Raw genomic sequence first — 13,325 nt, forward strand, 5'->3', positions numbered from 1 at the left:
CGCGGTATACGCGCGCGCGGACACTTGCCATCTTGTCACTACGCGCGGCGAGCCTGCGACCTAGCCGGGTATGCGACGGCGAGCACACGTCCGAGTCGGGATAATGGACACTGGACGCGAGTGGGAAGTGAGGTGGTCGGAGTGGGTCTGTTCGACTCGCTGCGCCGGCGCTCTAAAGGCGGGCAAAAGCCCGGTACGCTGCGGAAAGCCTCTTCGAACGACTTCAAGCACCTCGAAGAGTGGGCCGCTTCGCGGACCGGTGTCGAGGCGTACGTGGAGCCCAAGACCAACGTCACCGAGACCACAGTGGTCCTCATCGCGCATGACGGCGAGTGGACGCGGCGGCGGGTCGAGAGCCTTGACGCAGCGCAACAGTTCGGTCACAAACGGTCGATCCCCGTCTACGAGGTGGCGCGGGTCGGCTACCCGAAGCGGATGCGCGAATACACCGAGCGGAAGAAGCGCGGCGAAGCCTGATGTGACGTGCTGATGCCGCGAAAGCGGCGATGGGGACGTTCAGCGTCCCCAAATGTGGCATTAGGGACGTGACCATCAGTTGACGCGCTTCGGCGGATTTCACGCGGATTGGGCCAGAATGAGTAGGTGGCGCTCCAGCAGCGCGCGGAACGTCGGGTGGACCGTCGTGCCGAGCGCGGGGTCGATCTCGACCGTCCGCCACTGCTCGCCGGCGGCCGTCAGCAGCACGACGGCCGGATCGGCGATCACGACGACACCGCCTTCCGCGCGGAGTTCCGCGGTCCCGAGCAACCGAGGGAAGACGACGTCGGCGGGCAGGCCGTCACAGGTCAGAAGGAACTCGCGGTAGTCGTCGGGCAGCCGGAGCCCGAGCCTCGCCTCGGCCGCGCCGATGTTGCGGAGTGACGCCGCCGGGGGCGCCGTACCGCCGCCGCGCAGCCGGAGGACGCCCGCGATCATTTCGCGCCAGGAGCCGGTATCGGGCGGGTAGCGCTTGTAGAGGGCGGCGACCAGCGAACCGGCGCACGTTTCCGGCCACTCGCCGAGCCCGAGCGGGTCGGCTCCCGCGACCAGACGCGGCGCGAGCCGCCTCGACGCCGCGAGCACGGCGACGTCCGGGCGGGCTTGCCGCGACGCGATCCCGGCCCAGGCGTCGAGGTTCTCTTTGGTGACGGCGTCGCGCAGTCTGTCCGGCCGGGACGGGCCGAGGTGCGCAACGGCCTCGCCGATCGGGGAGCCGCCGAGAAGACCGTCGAAATCGGACACGCGCCGGGCGAGGTAGGTGTCGTGGGCGCGTTCCTCGGCGTCGAGGTCCAGCGGGATCAGCGCGGCGGCCCAGTCCGGCCGGGCGCCCTGCGCTTCGAAGAGCATCGCCCACGCGCGGGCCGGCACGGCGCCGGGGACGAGCGCGGTGACGGGACGTTCGGTGAGCGCGTGCCAATGCGTGATCAGCCTGTCGGCCTCCGCCATGGCCCCGGACGCGGCGAACAACAGTGCCGCGTGCCCGATCCGATCGTCGAGCGTCGCGTCGTCGCCGCTCAGCACATCCCTGATCGCGCCTTCGAGATACGCGTCCGTGTCCACGGAACCGACCTTGCCACAACGGGGATGACACCTTCGGCGCTGCTGCCGTAATGCGCGTGAAAGTCCGTGAAGGCCTCCTTGAGGGACTCAGAGTCCCTCAAGGAGGCCTTCACGGACCTACCACTAGGCCGGGATCAGCCGTTGGCGGCGATGTCCGCGAGGACGGCGGCGATGGTGCGGACCGGGACACCGGTGCCGCCCTTGCCGGTGTAGCCCCACGGCCCGGCGGTGTTGAACGACGGACCCGCGATGTCGATGTGCGCCCAGGGCAGGCCGTCGGCGACGAACTCGCGCAGGAAGATGCCCGCGGCGAGCATGCCGCCCCAGCGGTGCCCGGTGACGTTGGCCAGGTCGGCCAGCCTCGAGTCGAGGTCGGCGCGCAGTTCCTCCGGCAGCGGCATGGCCCAGCCGCCCTCACCGGTCGCCTGCGCGATCGACGCGATGCGGTCGCGGAACTCGTCCGAGCCCATCACGCCCGCGGTGCGGTTGCCCAGCGCGACGACCTGCGCGCCGGTCAGGGTCGAGGTCTCGATCAGGTAGTCGGGGTTCTCCTCGCCCGCGCGCACGATCGCGTCGGCCAGCACGAGACGGCCTTCGGCGTCGGTGTTGAGGACCTCGACGGTTTTGCCGCCGTACATGCTGAGGACGTCGCCCGGCCGGTAGGCGGTGGACGAGGGCAGGTTCTCCGCCAGCGGGATGTGCGCGACGACCTCGAGCGGGTACTTCAGCTTCGCGGCCAGCACCACGGAGGCGAGCACGGCGGCCGCGCCCGACATGTCCGAGGTCATGTGGTCCATGTTCGCGGCGGGCTTGATCGAGATGCCGCCCGAGTCGAAGGTGATGCCCTTGCCGACGAGCGCGACCTTCTTCGACGCCTTCGCCGGCTTGTAGGCGAGGCGCAGCAGGCGCGGCTGGCGCGAGGAGCCGCCGCCGACGCCGAGGATGCCGCCGAAGCCCTTGCGCTTCAGCGCCTTCTCGTCGAGGACCTCGAACTCGAGGTTGTTCGCCTCGGCCAGGGTCTTCGCGCGGTCGGCGAAGGAGGCCGGGAACAGGTCGTTCGGCGGGGTGTTGATCAGGTCGCGGGCGATGATCACCGACTCCGCGATCAGGGTGGCGGCCTTCAGCGTCGCCTTGTGGTCCTTGGCGGTGCCCTCTTCGGGGCTCACGAAGTCGACCTTGGCGACCGGGCCGTCGCCCTTCTCGGAGCGGTACTCGGTGAAGCTGTAGGCGCCGAGCGCGGTGCCCTCGACGGCGGCCTGAAGGTCGATCGCCGACAGCGTGACGAACGCGCGGTCGGTGCCGCCCAGCGCCCGCGCCGCGGCACCGGCGCCCCGGCGGACCTGCTCGGCGGTGACGCCGTTCTCGCCGGCCTTGCCGAGGCCGACGGCCAGGACGACACCGGCGGACAGCTTGCCCAGCGTCGGTACCTTGACGACCTCGTCGGCCTTGCCGGACGCGCCCAGCGTCCCCAGGACGTCGGCGAGCTTGCCGTCGAAGGCGGCGTCGGCGACTGAGGAGCCGGCGGCGAGCGCCAGGCCGTCCTCGCCCTGCAGGGTGCCGATGACGACGACGTCGGCGCGCGTCTTGGCAAGCGCCGCTTCGGCGTTCTCAGTCAGGGCAAGCTTCGGCACGGTCACTTCTGGCTCCTCGCGCGTTCGCGGTGGGTACCGGACGTTCGCCCGGTTGGATCGTGAGCCATGCTAATGACAGTCGGACCTGGGGGAACACCGGGGCCGACAGGGTCACTCGGTGTACCGGAAGGGAAACGGCGTGCGGCTGGCTGGCGGACTGTTCATCGCCCTCGCGGTGGGTACTTCCGGTGCGGACTACTGGGTGCTTCCCGCCGCCGTGGTGGCGGTCGTGCTCGCCGTGCTGGCGGAGGCCTTCCTGCCGCCCTTGGGGGAGACGCGACCCGAGCGGATCGCAGGCTCCGTTTCGCGGCTGGGGCTGGTTCTGGTCTTCGCGACGACGTTCGGCTACTACCTGTTCCCCCATGCTCCGGGAGTGGCCGCCGCGGTGTTCGCCGTCGTGGCCGCCGTCGCCGATCTCGCCGGGGTCCGCCTCGGTGACTACGCCGCCCGCTGGGTCACCGGCCTGCTGCTGGTGGCCGCCGCGTCGCTGATCGCGGTCTGTGTCGCCATCCCGCCGCTGGCGCAGTTCCTCGCGCCCGACCCGCCGAACGTCCCCGGGCTCGGCCTCGGCGTACTCGTACTGCTGCCGTTCCTGCTGCCCCGCCGTCCCGGCGCCGGGCGCGCGGCCGCGGTGGGCGCTCTCGCCGTGGTGATCATCGGCGTCGCCCTCTACCAGCTGGGGCCGATCCGGCTGGGGCTCTCGGCGACGTCGTTCCGGGAACTCCTCGCCGCCGCCGACGCCGTATCGCTGCTGCCGGTCCTGTCCGTCGTGGTCGCGCTGGCGACGGTGCCCGTGGCGGTGGACGCCTTCACCGAGGGCAGGGAGCGGCTTTCCCCGGAACGTCCGAAGGCGACACTCGCTTGTGGACTGATCGTGGCCGTCGCGGCCGCCTTCGCTGGGCCGGTAGTGGCCCTCGCGCTGGCGGGAGTGGGAACGGTGGCGGAACTGGTTTTACGGGCCCGCGCCCGTGGGTACCGTGCAAGGCGTGCACGATCCCCTTTGGACCCCGGGTGACACCGTCGTCGAGCGGTTCCTGCGACCGGACGGCTCGATCGGCCAGCATCACCCGCTGAGGGTCATCTCCGACGACGGCCGGGTGCTGCTCGGCTGGCTCCCCGCGGACACCCCGATCATCGGCAGCAGGCTCGCCGACGGCCGTTCACTGCGTGAGGCGCCGCTCGAAGAGCGCTTCCGGGTGCCGCGAGTGCGGGTGCCCGACCTCTGGCGCGACACCTCGACGCTGCGCCGGATCGCCGACGACGAATGGTCGTCGGTCTGGTGGTTCTTCGGCGCGGACGGGCGCTTCCTGAACTGGTACGTCAACCTCGAAGTGCCGCTCGGGCGCACCCCGGCAGGCCCCGACCGGATCGACGGCATCCTCGACGTCGCCGTCGAGCCCGGCGGGCGCTGGGAGTGGAAGGACGAGGATGAGGCCGAGGAGGCCATCCTGGCCGGCCGGATCACCGTCGAGCAGCTCGACCGGCTGCGCGCCGAAGGTGAGCGGATCGGGGCGCTCGCGGACGCCGGGCGGTTCCCCTTCGACGGCACGTGGACGGACTTCCGGCCGGACTCGGAGTGGCCCGCGCCCGGTCTGCCCGATGGCCTGCTCTAGCTGACGAGGAGCAGGAGCAGCACCGCCAGCGCGACGTTGACCACCGCGAGGACGACAGCCGACTTGGTGGACAACTGGCGGGGGAACACCTTGCCGTGGATGCTGCGCCACCAGTAGATGCCGAAACCGGCGCCGACCAGGCCGAGGAAAGCGCCGAAGCCACTGTCCAGCAGGGCCCAGCCGTCCATCATCAGCAGGCCGGTGCCGAAGGTCAGCAGCACCGCCGTCGCGAACGTCTTGATGTCGGACCCCGCACCAGGGGTGGCCTGCTTGGCCGGGTGGGCGGGCTGCATGGGGTTCACCGTCACTCCACCATCCTAGGGGCGCAAGCCCTCGGGCGTTCGTCGCCACGGACAGATCGCCGGAGGTAAAGATATGCGGACGTCCGACTAACGTGGGTCCGACCAAGCGTTATCGTCTTAGGCATGACGACCTCGACGCAGTTCACCCACCTCCCGCACCCGAGCCCCGCGAGCCCGGAACGCGTCGCGGACGTATTGGCCGCACCCGGTTTCGGAGTCCACTTCACCGACCACATGGTGACCGTGAAGTGGACCGCCGAGCAGGGCTGGCACGACGCGACCGTCGGACCCTACGCGCCGTTCACGCTCGACCCGGCGACCTCCGTGCTGCACTACGGGCAGGCGATCTTCGAAGGCCTCAAGGCGTACCGTCAACCGGACGGCACGATCGCCGCGTTCCGGCCGGACGCCAACGCGGTCCGGTTCCAGAACTCGGCCGAGCGGCTCGCCATGCCGCAGCTGCCGGTCGAGGTGTTCCTCGACTCGATCCGCGAACTCGTCGCGGTCGACTCCCGCTGGGTCCCGACGAAGCAGGGTGAGTCGCTGTACCTGCGGCCGTTCATGATCTCCACCGAGGCCGGGCTCGGCGTCAACCGGCCCGCGAACGAGTACCTTTACGCGCTGATCGGCTCGCCCGCCGGCTCGTACTTCAGCGGCGGCATCAAGCCGGTGAGCGTGTGGCTCTCGACCGAGTACGTGCGCGCGGTCCCGGGCGGCACCGGCGAGGCAAAGTGCGCCGGCAACTACGCGGCGTCGTTCGTGGCGCAGGCGCAGGCCGTGGAAAAGGGCTGCGACCAGGTCGTGTGGCTCGACGCCGTCGAGCGGCGCTGGGTCGAGGAGATGGGCGGGATGAACCTGTTCTTCGTCTTCGGATCCGGTGACGACGCCCGTGTCGTGACCCCTGAGCTGACCGGTTCGCTGCTGCCGGGCGTGACCCGCAAATCGCTGCTGGAGCTGGCGAAGTCGTTCGGGCACCAGGTCGAGGAGCGGCGGATCTCCACCGACGAGTGGGAGAAGGCGGCGGCGTCGGGCGAGCTGAGCGAGGTGTTCGCCTGCGGGACCGCGGCCGTCATCACCCCGGTCGGGACCGTCAAGCACGCGGGCGGCGAATTCTCCGTGGCCGGCGGGAAGATGGGCGAGCTCACGATGAAGCTGCGCGCCGCGCTGACCGGTATCCAGGAGGGCACCCGGGAGGCGCCGGAAGGCTGGATGCACCCGCTGGGCTGAGCGAGGCCGAGTGTCATGAAAGGGTCTTTCAAGACGTTTTTCGTCCTGAAAGACCCTTTCATGACACGTACCCGGTCCCGGACCGACCGCAAGTAGAGGACTAAACGCGACCCGTCAGGTGGCCGGAGCCTCGATCAGGGGGCCACTGACGCCCGCCTGCTCGTGTGTCGCCATCTCCGCGAGCACCCGTGTCGCCATGAACACCAGCGGCAGCGCCGCGACCGCGCCGGTGCCCTCGCCGAGCCGGACGTCCAGGTCCAGGATCGGGTCCAGATCGAGGTGCTCCAGCGCCAGCGCGTGCGCGGGTTCGCCGCCGCGCTGGCCCGCCGTCCACCACTGCCGCGCGCCCGGGACGAGTTCCTCGGCGACCAGCGCGGCCGAGGCGGCGACCAGACCGTCCAGGATCACCGGCGTCTTCCGGATCGCGGCCTGCGCGAGGAACCCGGTCATCGCGGCGATGTCGGCGCCCCCGGCGGTGCGCAGCAGCGCGACCGGGTCGGCCAGCACCGTCCTCGCCCGGCGCAGCGCGTCGCGGACCGCGGCGGCCTTGCGCATCCAGGCGTGGTCGTCGATCCCCGAACCGCGGCCGACGACGGCCACCGGTTCGCTGCCGGTCAGGGTCGCGATCAGCACCGAGGCCGGGGTGCTGTTGCCGATCCCGAGGTCGCCCGCGATGAGCAGGTCGGCACCGCCGTCGACTTCGGCGTCGGCGATGGCCCGGCCCGCCCGGATCGCGGCCCGCGCCTCGGCGTCGGTCAGCGCGTCCTCGACGTCGATGGACCCGGATCCGCGCCGCACCTTGTACTCGCCGATCGAGCGCGTCGCGGGGGCGTCGCTGTCCACCGCCATGTCGACGACCCGCACGCTCGCGCCCGCCGAGGCCGCCAGGACGTTGATGGCCGCGCCGCCGGTCAGCATGCTGCCGACGAGTTGCGCGGTCACCTCGCCCGGATAGGCCGAGACGCCCTTCGCGGCGATGCCGTGGTCTCCGGCGAACACCACGACCCGGGGCCGGGTGAACGGGCGCGGAGGCGACTGGCCCTGGCAGGCGGCGACCCACACACCCAGTTCTTCGAGCCTGCCCAGCGAGCCCGCCGGTTTGATCAGTTTCCCGTGCAAGGCGATGGCCGCGGAGCGGGCGTGGTCATCTGGTTGCTCGACTTCGGGGAACTCGAGGATCTCGTCGTCCACGCCTTGCCCTTCGGATCGCTTCGGTGGCCGGACCCAACCTACCGACCCGACTGTGCCAGAGTTGCCTGTGGCTCAGACGAAGGCGGCCGGGGTGGTGCTCGCGAGCGGAGCGGGCACCCGGGTCGGCGCCAAGCTCAACAAGGTCTACCTGCCGGTCGCGGGCAGGCGGGTCGTCGCGTGGTCGCTCGACGCCTTCGCTCGCGTGACCGGAATCGACGTGCTCGTGCTGGTGATCCGGCCGCAGGACACCGAACTCGCGCAGGAGGTGCTCGCCGGGCATCCGGGTGAGGCCGAACTCGTGCACGGTGGCGCCACGCGCCAGGGTTCCGAGCTGAACGCCTTGCGCCACTTGGCTTCCCGGATCGAGAGCGGCGAAATCGACGCGGTGCTCCTGCATGACGCGGCCCGCCCGCTCGTCACCCCGGAACTCATCGCGGACGTCCTCGCCGACACGCGCCTGTACGGGGGAGCGGTGCCGGGTGTCGCCGCCGACGACATCGTGCGCGTGGACGGCGACAGTGTTTCCGGCGCGCTGCCGGGCGCCATCAGGGTGCAGACGCCGCAGGGTTTCCGCGCGGCGCCGTTGCTCGAGGCGTACGAAACGGCCGAGCGCGAAGGTTTCGTCGGCACGGACACGTCTTCGTGTATGGAAAGGTTCTCCGCGCTGCCGGTGCGGTGGGTTGCCGGCAGCGCGGAGAACCTCAAGATCACCTACCCGCACGACCTCGTTGTCGCCGAGCAGGTGATCGGCCGAGGTTAGGGATCTCCCTGGTCGGCCTTCTTGGCTCCGTTGGCGGGCAGGATCGTGACCGGATTGCGGGCGTCCAGCGGGATGACGCAGTCCGGATGTGGTTGCAGCAACTGGATCGGCGCGGCGAGTTCGCCGGGTGCCGGGATGGTGAGCACCGCGCGCAGCGTCCAGTCCGCCGTCGAGTGGTATTGCCAGGACACCAGCGCGGGCTGGAACACGTCCGTCTCGGCCAGTGTGGTGACGCGGAAGGCGGTGGCCCGTTCCTCGCCTCGCAGGATGATGACGTCGGCGCAGGTTTCCCACTGGAACACCGCGGCGCAGGCGTGCGGTTCCTCCCGGGGACCGAAGATGTACACGACCCATCGGCGTCTTCGAAGCTCCTCGAGCAACTCTTCGATGCTCAGATGGTTCATCGAGCCCCCCAACGGGTTTCGGGAACTCTGCGGAGAGTAACAGGTGTACTAGAGCACCGTCCAGAATGTGTACTAGTACGTAATAATGGGGTGTGAGCAGGATCCTTGGTGCTCGCCCAGGGGTGTGCTAGAACGCTTGTGCGCACCGCGCGACCTTGTGAGGAGTCACCTTGCCCGCCGTCGACCGTCCTGAACCGCCGTACCTGCAGATCGCGGGAAGCATTCGCGACGACATCGTTTCGGGCAGGCTCAAGGAAGGCGACTCCGTCCCTTCCGCGCGCGAGATCGCGAGAAACTGGAACGTCGCGATGGCGACGGCGATGAAGGTGCTCTCGACGCTCAGAGCCGAGGGCCTGGTCCGTGCCGTTCGCGGGATCGGGACAGTGGTGCAGACCAGAACGCTGCATCGCTCCGCCCACGATCGGACGATCTCGATCGCGCGCACCGGCAAGGTGTACCCGCCGGGCCACTACGCGAAAATCCGTGAGGCCGGGCTCGTCCCGGCACCGGATCGCGTGGCGGGCGCGCTCGGTATCGAGGAGGGCGCACCGGTGATCCGGCGGCGGCGGACCACGTACGCGGGCGACGAACTACCGGTGTCGACGTCGGTTTCGTGGTTCGACGGTGCGCTCGCGGCGAAGGCGCCTTTGCTGTTCGAGTCCACGCGGATCGTCGAAGGCACGGTGAAGTACGTCGCCGACCGGACCGGCCGGGTGCTCAAGTCGACCCATACTCAGCACGCCGCGGGGCTGGCGGGTGCCGAGGACGCGGAGGAACTCCGCGTCGCCGAAGGGTCGGCGATCTTGTTGAGCCGCAACCGGTTTCTCTCCGCCGAGGGCGACGTACTGGAGTACGGCGAATCGGCGGCTTTGCCAGATCATTGGGTTTTCTACGAGTACAGTATTGAGGACGGGGAATGAAGCACATTCACGCGGGTAAAGTCCGGGATCTTTACGAAATCGACGACGACATTCTGCTCGTCGCGTCCGATCGCGTTTCGGTCTACGACGTCTCGCTACCGACCTCGATTCCGGACAAAGGCGCGCTGCTGAACCAGCTTTCCGCCTGGTGGTTCGAAAAGATGGCCGGCGTGGTGCCGAATCACGTCATCTCCACGACCGATGTCCCGGCCGAGTTCGCCGGCCGCTCCATGCGGTGCAAGCCGCTGAAGATGATCCAGGTCGAGTGCATCGCGCGCGGCTACCTCACCGGTCTCGGCCTGCGCGAGTATCAGCGTGACGGCAAGGTCTCCGGCGTCGAACTGCCCGCCGGCCTGGTCGAGGCGGACAAGCTGCCCGAGCCGATCTTCACGCCCACCACGAAGATCTCGGACACCGGTCACGACGAGTTCATGACCTTCGCCGAGGTCGTGAACGACATCGGCCAGGAGACCGCGGACCGCATCCGCGACCTGACGCTCGAGGTCTACACCAAGGGCGCGGAGCACGCGGCGAAGAACGGCATCATCATCGCCGACACCAAGATCGAGTTCGGCTTCGACGCCGACGGTGTGCTGACGCTGGGGGACGAGGTCCTCACCTCGGACTCCTCCCGCTTCTGGCCCGCCGACGACTGGCAGCCGGGCCGTACGCAGCACGCGTTCGACAAGCAGTTCGTCCGCGACTGGTCCGCGAGCACCGGCTGGGACAAGACCCCGCCCGGGCCCGCCATCCCCGCGGAGATCGTCGAGGCGACCCGCAAGCGCTACACCGAGGTCTACGAGCGGATCACCGGGAACACCTGGGTTCCCGGCGGAGACCATGACTGATCGCCAGGTCTACGACCCGTACCGGCTGATCGACGACGTCGAAGGCCTGCTGATCCAGCGGGGCCACCGGCCGGAACGGCTCGACGGGCTGGCGGGCGACCGTGTCGCCGGGGCGAGCAGGTTGTTGCGGGGCTTGGGCATCGAGCCGCTACGCGCGCCGGCCGATGCCCTCGACCTCGACGGTCAGGTGGCGTACCAGACCCTCGTGCACGGCGACTGAGACACGGCGACTGACGCAAGTAGCCGACTAAGTGCGCGAAAGCGTGCGCACTTAGTCGGCTACTTGCTAGGGGATTAAGGGCTACGGGTCAGTGTGGGGTCGGTCTCGACGACGCCGTCGAGAGCCTCGTCGATCGCGGCGAGCAGATCCGCGTCCAGCTTCACGCCGGCCGCCTTCACGTTCTCGTGCACCTGCTCCGGCCGCGAAGCGCCGATGATCGCCGAAGCGACGTTCGGGTTCTGCAGCACCCACGCGACGGACAGCTGGGCCAGCGAAAGGCCGGCCTTGTCCGCGATGGGCTGCAGCCGCTGGACGCGCTCGAGGACGTCGTCGTTGAGGAAGCGGGCGACCATGTTGGCGCCGCCCTTCTCGTCCGTCGCGCGGGAGCCCTCCGGAAGCGGCTGACCGGGCTTGTACTTGCCGGTGAGCACGCCCTGCGCGATCGGCGACCAGACGATCTGGCTGAGGCCCTCACGCTCGGACGCCGGGACGACCTGCGCCTCGATGACCCGCCACAGCGCGTTGTACTGCGGCTGGTTCGAGATGAACGGCACCTTCAGTTCGCGCGCGATCGCGGCGCCCTGGGTGATCTGCTCGGCGGTCCACTCGGAAACACCGATGTAGAGCACCTTGCCCTGGCGGACGAGGTCGGCGAAGGCGAGGAACGTCTCTTCGAGCGGGACGGTCCGGTCGAACCGGTGCGCCTGGTAGAGGTCGACGTAGTCGGTGCCGAGCCGCTTCAGCGACGCGTTCGCCGATTCCATGATGTGCTTGCGGCCGAGGCCCGTGTCGTTGGGACCCTTCGGGCCGGTCGGCCAGTAGACCTTGGTGAAGATCTCCAGGCTTTCGCGGCGCAGGCCCTTCAGCCCGCGGCCGAGCACCGATTCGGCGGCCGTGTTCGCGTAGACATCGGCGGTGTCGAACGTGGTGATGCCGACGTCGAGCGCCGCCTTGATGCAGGACTGGGCCTGGTCCTCTTCGACCTGGGACCCGTGGGTGAGCCAGTTGCCGTACGAGATCTCACTGACATTGAGGCCGCTGCGGCCTAGGCGTCGAAACTCCATGGGCGCGACTCTACCTCAGAACGTTAGTCACGCTAACGAACTTGTTCTCGCAGGTGAGCGGTCACACCTTGTCGCCGGGCTTGACCCGCGGTTTGGGGACGCGCAGCTTGCGGATCTGGCTCGCGCGGATGAAGGAGTACCAGCCGATCGAAGTGCCCTTGACCGTCTCGTCCGGGAACTTCAGCCGGACCATTTTCGCGATGCGGCGTCCGCTGAGCACGCCTTCGACGATCATGCCGAGCAGCATCACGGTGCACAGCAGCGTGGCGTAACGCTGGACCTCCGGGTACGGCAGGATCAGCGCGACGAACACCAGGATCGCGAGCGGCATGAACAGGCCGAGCAGGTTGCGCCGCGAGTCGACCAGGTCGCGGATATAGGCCTTGACCGGGCCGCGGTCACGCGGGAGCAGGTACTTGTCGTCGCCCGCCATCATCTTTTCGCGGCGTTCCTTGGCGGCGTTGCGCTGCTTCGCCTTGTACTCGGGGTCGGCCTTCGCCGACTTGCGGAGGTCCTTGTTGCGCTTCATCGCCTCCCGCATGGTGGTCGGCGGGGGTGCCACCGGACCACGGCGCTTGGCCTCGGCTTCACGCCGCTTGGGCGTGGCCTTGCCCTTTCCGGGCGTGAACGCCTTGGCCTGGACCTCGAGACCCTCGTTGTCGAGGGTCTCGGTGTCGGTCGTGGCGGAGTCTGTGGTGCTACGGCGCAGGAACCTCACCTCACCAGGGTAGTTGCAGGCGTCACGGCAGCACGCACCAGGCCGAGCGATATGTCACCATGGAGGGGAACAGATCGGGACTCCGACGTGTTGGACCATGTGCAAGACGAGTACCCGCAGCGAGTTCGAGGCTCTTGTTCCGATGGAGAACAGCCCCGCCGAGAACAGTTCGACCAGAGGGAGAACCATGACGACCGCTGAGCAGGCAGGCGCAGCTCAGGCCGAAACCGCCGAAGAGACCCACGGCGTCACGTTGACCGACTCCGCCGCCGCCAAGGCGAAGGCCCTGCTCGAGCAGGAGGGCCGCGACGACATGCACTTGCGCATCGCCGTCCAGCCCGGCGGGTGTGCTGGTCTGCGTTACCAGCTGTTCTTCGACGAGCGGACGCTCGACGGCGACCTGTTCCGGGACTTCGACGGGCTTCGCGTGGCCGTCGACCGGATGAGCGCGCCGTACGTCTCCACCGCAGTGATCGACTTCGTCGACTCGATCGAGAAGCAGGGCTTCACGATCGACAACCCCAACGCGACCGGAAGCTGCGCCTGCGGCGACAGCTTCCACTGAGCCGCGTCTTCAGGCACGAAGAAGGGCCGCGAACCTCACCCAGGTCGCGGCCCTTCTTCATGCCCGCTGCTCTTGTGAACTCTCAGCGGATCAGACGTAGGCGTCCAGATCGGCGACCTGGGCGAGACACCGCTCGTCCACGGTCCACGGCGGAGCGATCTGCCGGGGCAGTGGCAGGTTCTCGGCCTGGAGCGACGAGGGGATGCCGGCGCAGTCGGCGATGAGTTCGCCGATCGACTCCGGTTCGAGTGAGTTCATGGAGGAGGTCACGAACCTCAAGCTAATGACTCACGTTCGAGCAG

General features: G+C 69.1%; 17 protein-coding genes. 9 read left to right on the plus strand and 8 right to left on the minus strand.

Annotation, left to right across the window (positions count from 1 at the left end; all coding sequences use genetic code 11):
* Nucleotides 1–132: 132 nt before the first annotated feature.
* Complete coding sequence (locus ACLJRL_RS34965) at nt 133–477, plus strand: oxidoreductase (protein ID WP_410660788.1); 345 nt, start codon at nt 133–135, stop codon at nt 475–477.
* 99 nt (nt 478–576) lie between these two features.
* Here the strand turns inward: ACLJRL_RS34965 and ACLJRL_RS34970 are convergent, their stop codons facing one another.
* Entirely contained in the window at nt 577–1,560 is a 984-nt protein-coding gene (locus tag ACLJRL_RS34970) for an SMI1/KNR4 family protein (RefSeq protein WP_410660645.1), read from the minus strand.
* A gap of 134 nt (nt 1,561–1,694) precedes the next feature.
* Nucleotides 1,695–3,197 (minus strand): leucyl aminopeptidase, encoded by a 1,503-nt coding sequence (locus ACLJRL_RS34975; RefSeq protein WP_410660646.1) that lies wholly within the window; start codon nt 3,195–3,197, stop codon nt 1,695–1,697.
* A gap of 112 nt (nt 3,198–3,309) precedes the next feature.
* Between ACLJRL_RS34975 and ACLJRL_RS34980 the strand changes: the two genes are divergently transcribed.
* Both ACLJRL_RS34980 and ACLJRL_RS34985 read left to right on the plus strand, forming a co-directional pair.
* Nucleotides 3,310–4,206: a hypothetical protein gene (locus ACLJRL_RS34980; RefSeq protein ID WP_410660647.1), complete on the plus strand. Its 897-nt coding sequence runs from the start codon at nt 3,310–3,312 to the stop codon at nt 4,204–4,206.
* A complete protein-coding gene (locus ACLJRL_RS34985; RefSeq protein WP_410660648.1) occupies nt 4,178–4,804 on the plus strand; it encodes a DUF402 domain-containing protein in 627 nt (208 codons plus the stop codon). The genes ACLJRL_RS34980 and ACLJRL_RS34985 overlap by 29 nt, the downstream gene beginning before the upstream one ends.
* Here the strand turns inward: ACLJRL_RS34985 and ACLJRL_RS34990 are convergent.
* The gene (locus ACLJRL_RS34990) at nt 4,801–5,112 is read right to left on the minus strand and encodes a hypothetical protein (RefSeq protein WP_410660649.1); all 312 of its coding nucleotides are present in this window, start codon (nt 5,110–5,112) and stop codon (nt 4,801–4,803) included. The two genes, ACLJRL_RS34985 and ACLJRL_RS34990, sit on opposite strands and share 4 nt — an antisense overlap.
* Nucleotides 5,113–5,229: 117 nt before the next feature.
* On the opposite strand from ACLJRL_RS34990, the gene ACLJRL_RS34995 reads away from it, so the two are divergent.
* The gene (locus tag ACLJRL_RS34995) at nt 5,230–6,333 is read left to right on the plus strand and encodes a branched-chain amino acid aminotransferase (protein WP_410660650.1); all 1,104 of its coding nucleotides are present in this window, start codon (nt 5,230–5,232) and stop codon (nt 6,331–6,333) included.
* A gap of 114 nt (nt 6,334–6,447) precedes the next feature.
* On the opposite strand, the gene cobT is transcribed toward ACLJRL_RS34995, so the two are convergent.
* The gene (gene cobT / locus ACLJRL_RS35000; protein WP_410660651.1) at nt 6,448–7,524 is read right to left on the minus strand and encodes a nicotinate-nucleotide--dimethylbenzimidazole phosphoribosyltransferase; all 1,077 of its coding nucleotides are present in this window, start codon (nt 7,522–7,524) and stop codon (nt 6,448–6,450) included.
* Between the two features lie 91 nt (nt 7,525–7,615).
* Between cobT and ACLJRL_RS35005 the strand changes: the two genes are divergently transcribed.
* The gene (locus tag ACLJRL_RS35005) at nt 7,616–8,284 is read left to right on the plus strand and encodes a 2-C-methyl-D-erythritol 4-phosphate cytidylyltransferase (protein WP_410660789.1); all 669 of its coding nucleotides are present in this window, start codon (nt 7,616–7,618) and stop codon (nt 8,282–8,284) included.
* Here ACLJRL_RS35005 and ACLJRL_RS35010 read toward each other — a convergent pair.
* Nucleotides 8,281–8,688 carry a hypothetical protein gene (locus tag ACLJRL_RS35010; RefSeq protein ID WP_410660652.1) on the minus strand — a complete coding sequence of 136 codons (408 nt, stop codon included), beginning with the start codon at nt 8,686–8,688 and terminating at the stop codon, nt 8,281–8,283. The genes ACLJRL_RS35005 and ACLJRL_RS35010 overlap by 4 nt on opposite strands.
* Before the next feature lie 170 nt (nt 8,689–8,858).
* Between ACLJRL_RS35010 and ACLJRL_RS35015 the strand changes: the two genes are divergently transcribed.
* From ACLJRL_RS35015 to ACLJRL_RS35025, 3 genes are read left to right on the plus strand one after another with little or no spacing between them, the layout of a single operon-like run.
* Complete coding sequence (locus ACLJRL_RS35015; RefSeq protein ID WP_410660653.1) at nt 8,859–9,608, plus strand: GntR family transcriptional regulator; 750 nt, start codon at nt 8,859–8,861, stop codon at nt 9,606–9,608.
* Nucleotides 9,605–10,456, plus strand: a complete 852-nt coding sequence (locus ACLJRL_RS35020; RefSeq protein WP_410660654.1) for a phosphoribosylaminoimidazolesuccinocarboxamide synthase — start codon at nt 9,605–9,607, stop codon at nt 10,454–10,456. The genes ACLJRL_RS35015 and ACLJRL_RS35020 overlap by 4 nt, the downstream gene beginning before the upstream one ends.
* Nucleotides 10,449–10,676 carry a hypothetical protein gene (locus ACLJRL_RS35025; RefSeq protein ID WP_410660655.1) on the plus strand — a complete coding sequence of 76 codons (228 nt, stop codon included), beginning with the start codon at nt 10,449–10,451 and terminating at the stop codon, nt 10,674–10,676. Before ACLJRL_RS35020 ends, ACLJRL_RS35025 begins: the two co-directional genes overlap by 8 nt.
* A 74-nt stretch (nt 10,677–10,750) precedes the next feature.
* Here the strand turns inward: ACLJRL_RS35025 and ACLJRL_RS35030 are convergent, their stop codons facing one another.
* Together ACLJRL_RS35030 and ACLJRL_RS35035 are read right to left on the minus strand one after the other, a co-directional pair.
* The gene (locus ACLJRL_RS35030; protein ID WP_410660656.1) at nt 10,751–11,740 is read right to left on the minus strand and encodes an aldo/keto reductase family protein; all 990 of its coding nucleotides are present in this window, start codon (nt 11,738–11,740) and stop codon (nt 10,751–10,753) included.
* 61 nt (nt 11,741–11,801) lie between these two features.
* Nucleotides 11,802–12,458 (minus strand): DUF3043 domain-containing protein, encoded by a 657-nt coding sequence (locus tag ACLJRL_RS35035; RefSeq protein ID WP_410660657.1) that lies wholly within the window; start codon nt 12,456–12,458, stop codon nt 11,802–11,804.
* A gap of 187 nt (nt 12,459–12,645) precedes the next feature.
* On the opposite strand from ACLJRL_RS35035, the gene ACLJRL_RS35040 reads away from it, so the two are divergent.
* The gene (locus tag ACLJRL_RS35040) at nt 12,646–13,023 is read left to right on the plus strand and encodes a HesB/IscA family protein (protein ID WP_410660658.1); all 378 of its coding nucleotides are present in this window, start codon (nt 12,646–12,648) and stop codon (nt 13,021–13,023) included.
* A gap of 90 nt (nt 13,024–13,113) precedes the next feature.
* On the opposite strand, the gene ACLJRL_RS35045 is transcribed toward ACLJRL_RS35040, so the two are convergent.
* On the minus strand, nt 13,114–13,302 hold the full coding sequence (locus tag ACLJRL_RS35045; RefSeq protein ID WP_410660659.1) for a hypothetical protein: 189 nt from the start codon (nt 13,300–13,302) through the stop codon (nt 13,114–13,116).
* Nucleotides 13,303–13,325: the final 23 nt, after the last annotated feature.

The sequence above is a fragment of the Amycolatopsis sp. lyj-112 genome, from assembly GCF_046549055.1.
Lineage (GTDB): Bacteria > Actinomycetota > Actinomycetes > Mycobacteriales > Pseudonocardiaceae > Amycolatopsis.

Excerpts from the sequence above, each read along its gene's own strand:
- ACLJRL_RS34995 (WP_410660650.1), top strand. The coding sequence starts at position 5,230 with ATGACGACCTCGACGCAGTTCACCCACCTCCCGCACCCGAGCCCCGCG.
- ACLJRL_RS35010 (WP_410660652.1), bottom strand. The coding sequence starts at position 8,688 with ATGAACCATCTGAGCATCGAAGAGTTGCTCGAGGAGCTTCGAAGACGC.
- ACLJRL_RS35020 (WP_410660654.1), top strand. The coding sequence starts at position 9,605 with ATGAAGCACATTCACGCGGGTAAAGTCCGGGATCTTTACGAAATCGAC.
- ACLJRL_RS35025 (WP_410660655.1), top strand. The coding sequence starts at position 10,449 with ATGACTGATCGCCAGGTCTACGACCCGTACCGGCTGATCGACGACGTC.
- ACLJRL_RS35030 (WP_410660656.1), bottom strand. The coding sequence starts at position 11,740 with ATGGAGTTTCGACGCCTAGGCCGCAGCGGCCTCAATGTCAGTGAGATC.
- ACLJRL_RS35040 (WP_410660658.1), top strand. The coding sequence starts at position 12,646 with ATGACGACCGCTGAGCAGGCAGGCGCAGCTCAGGCCGAAACCGCCGAA.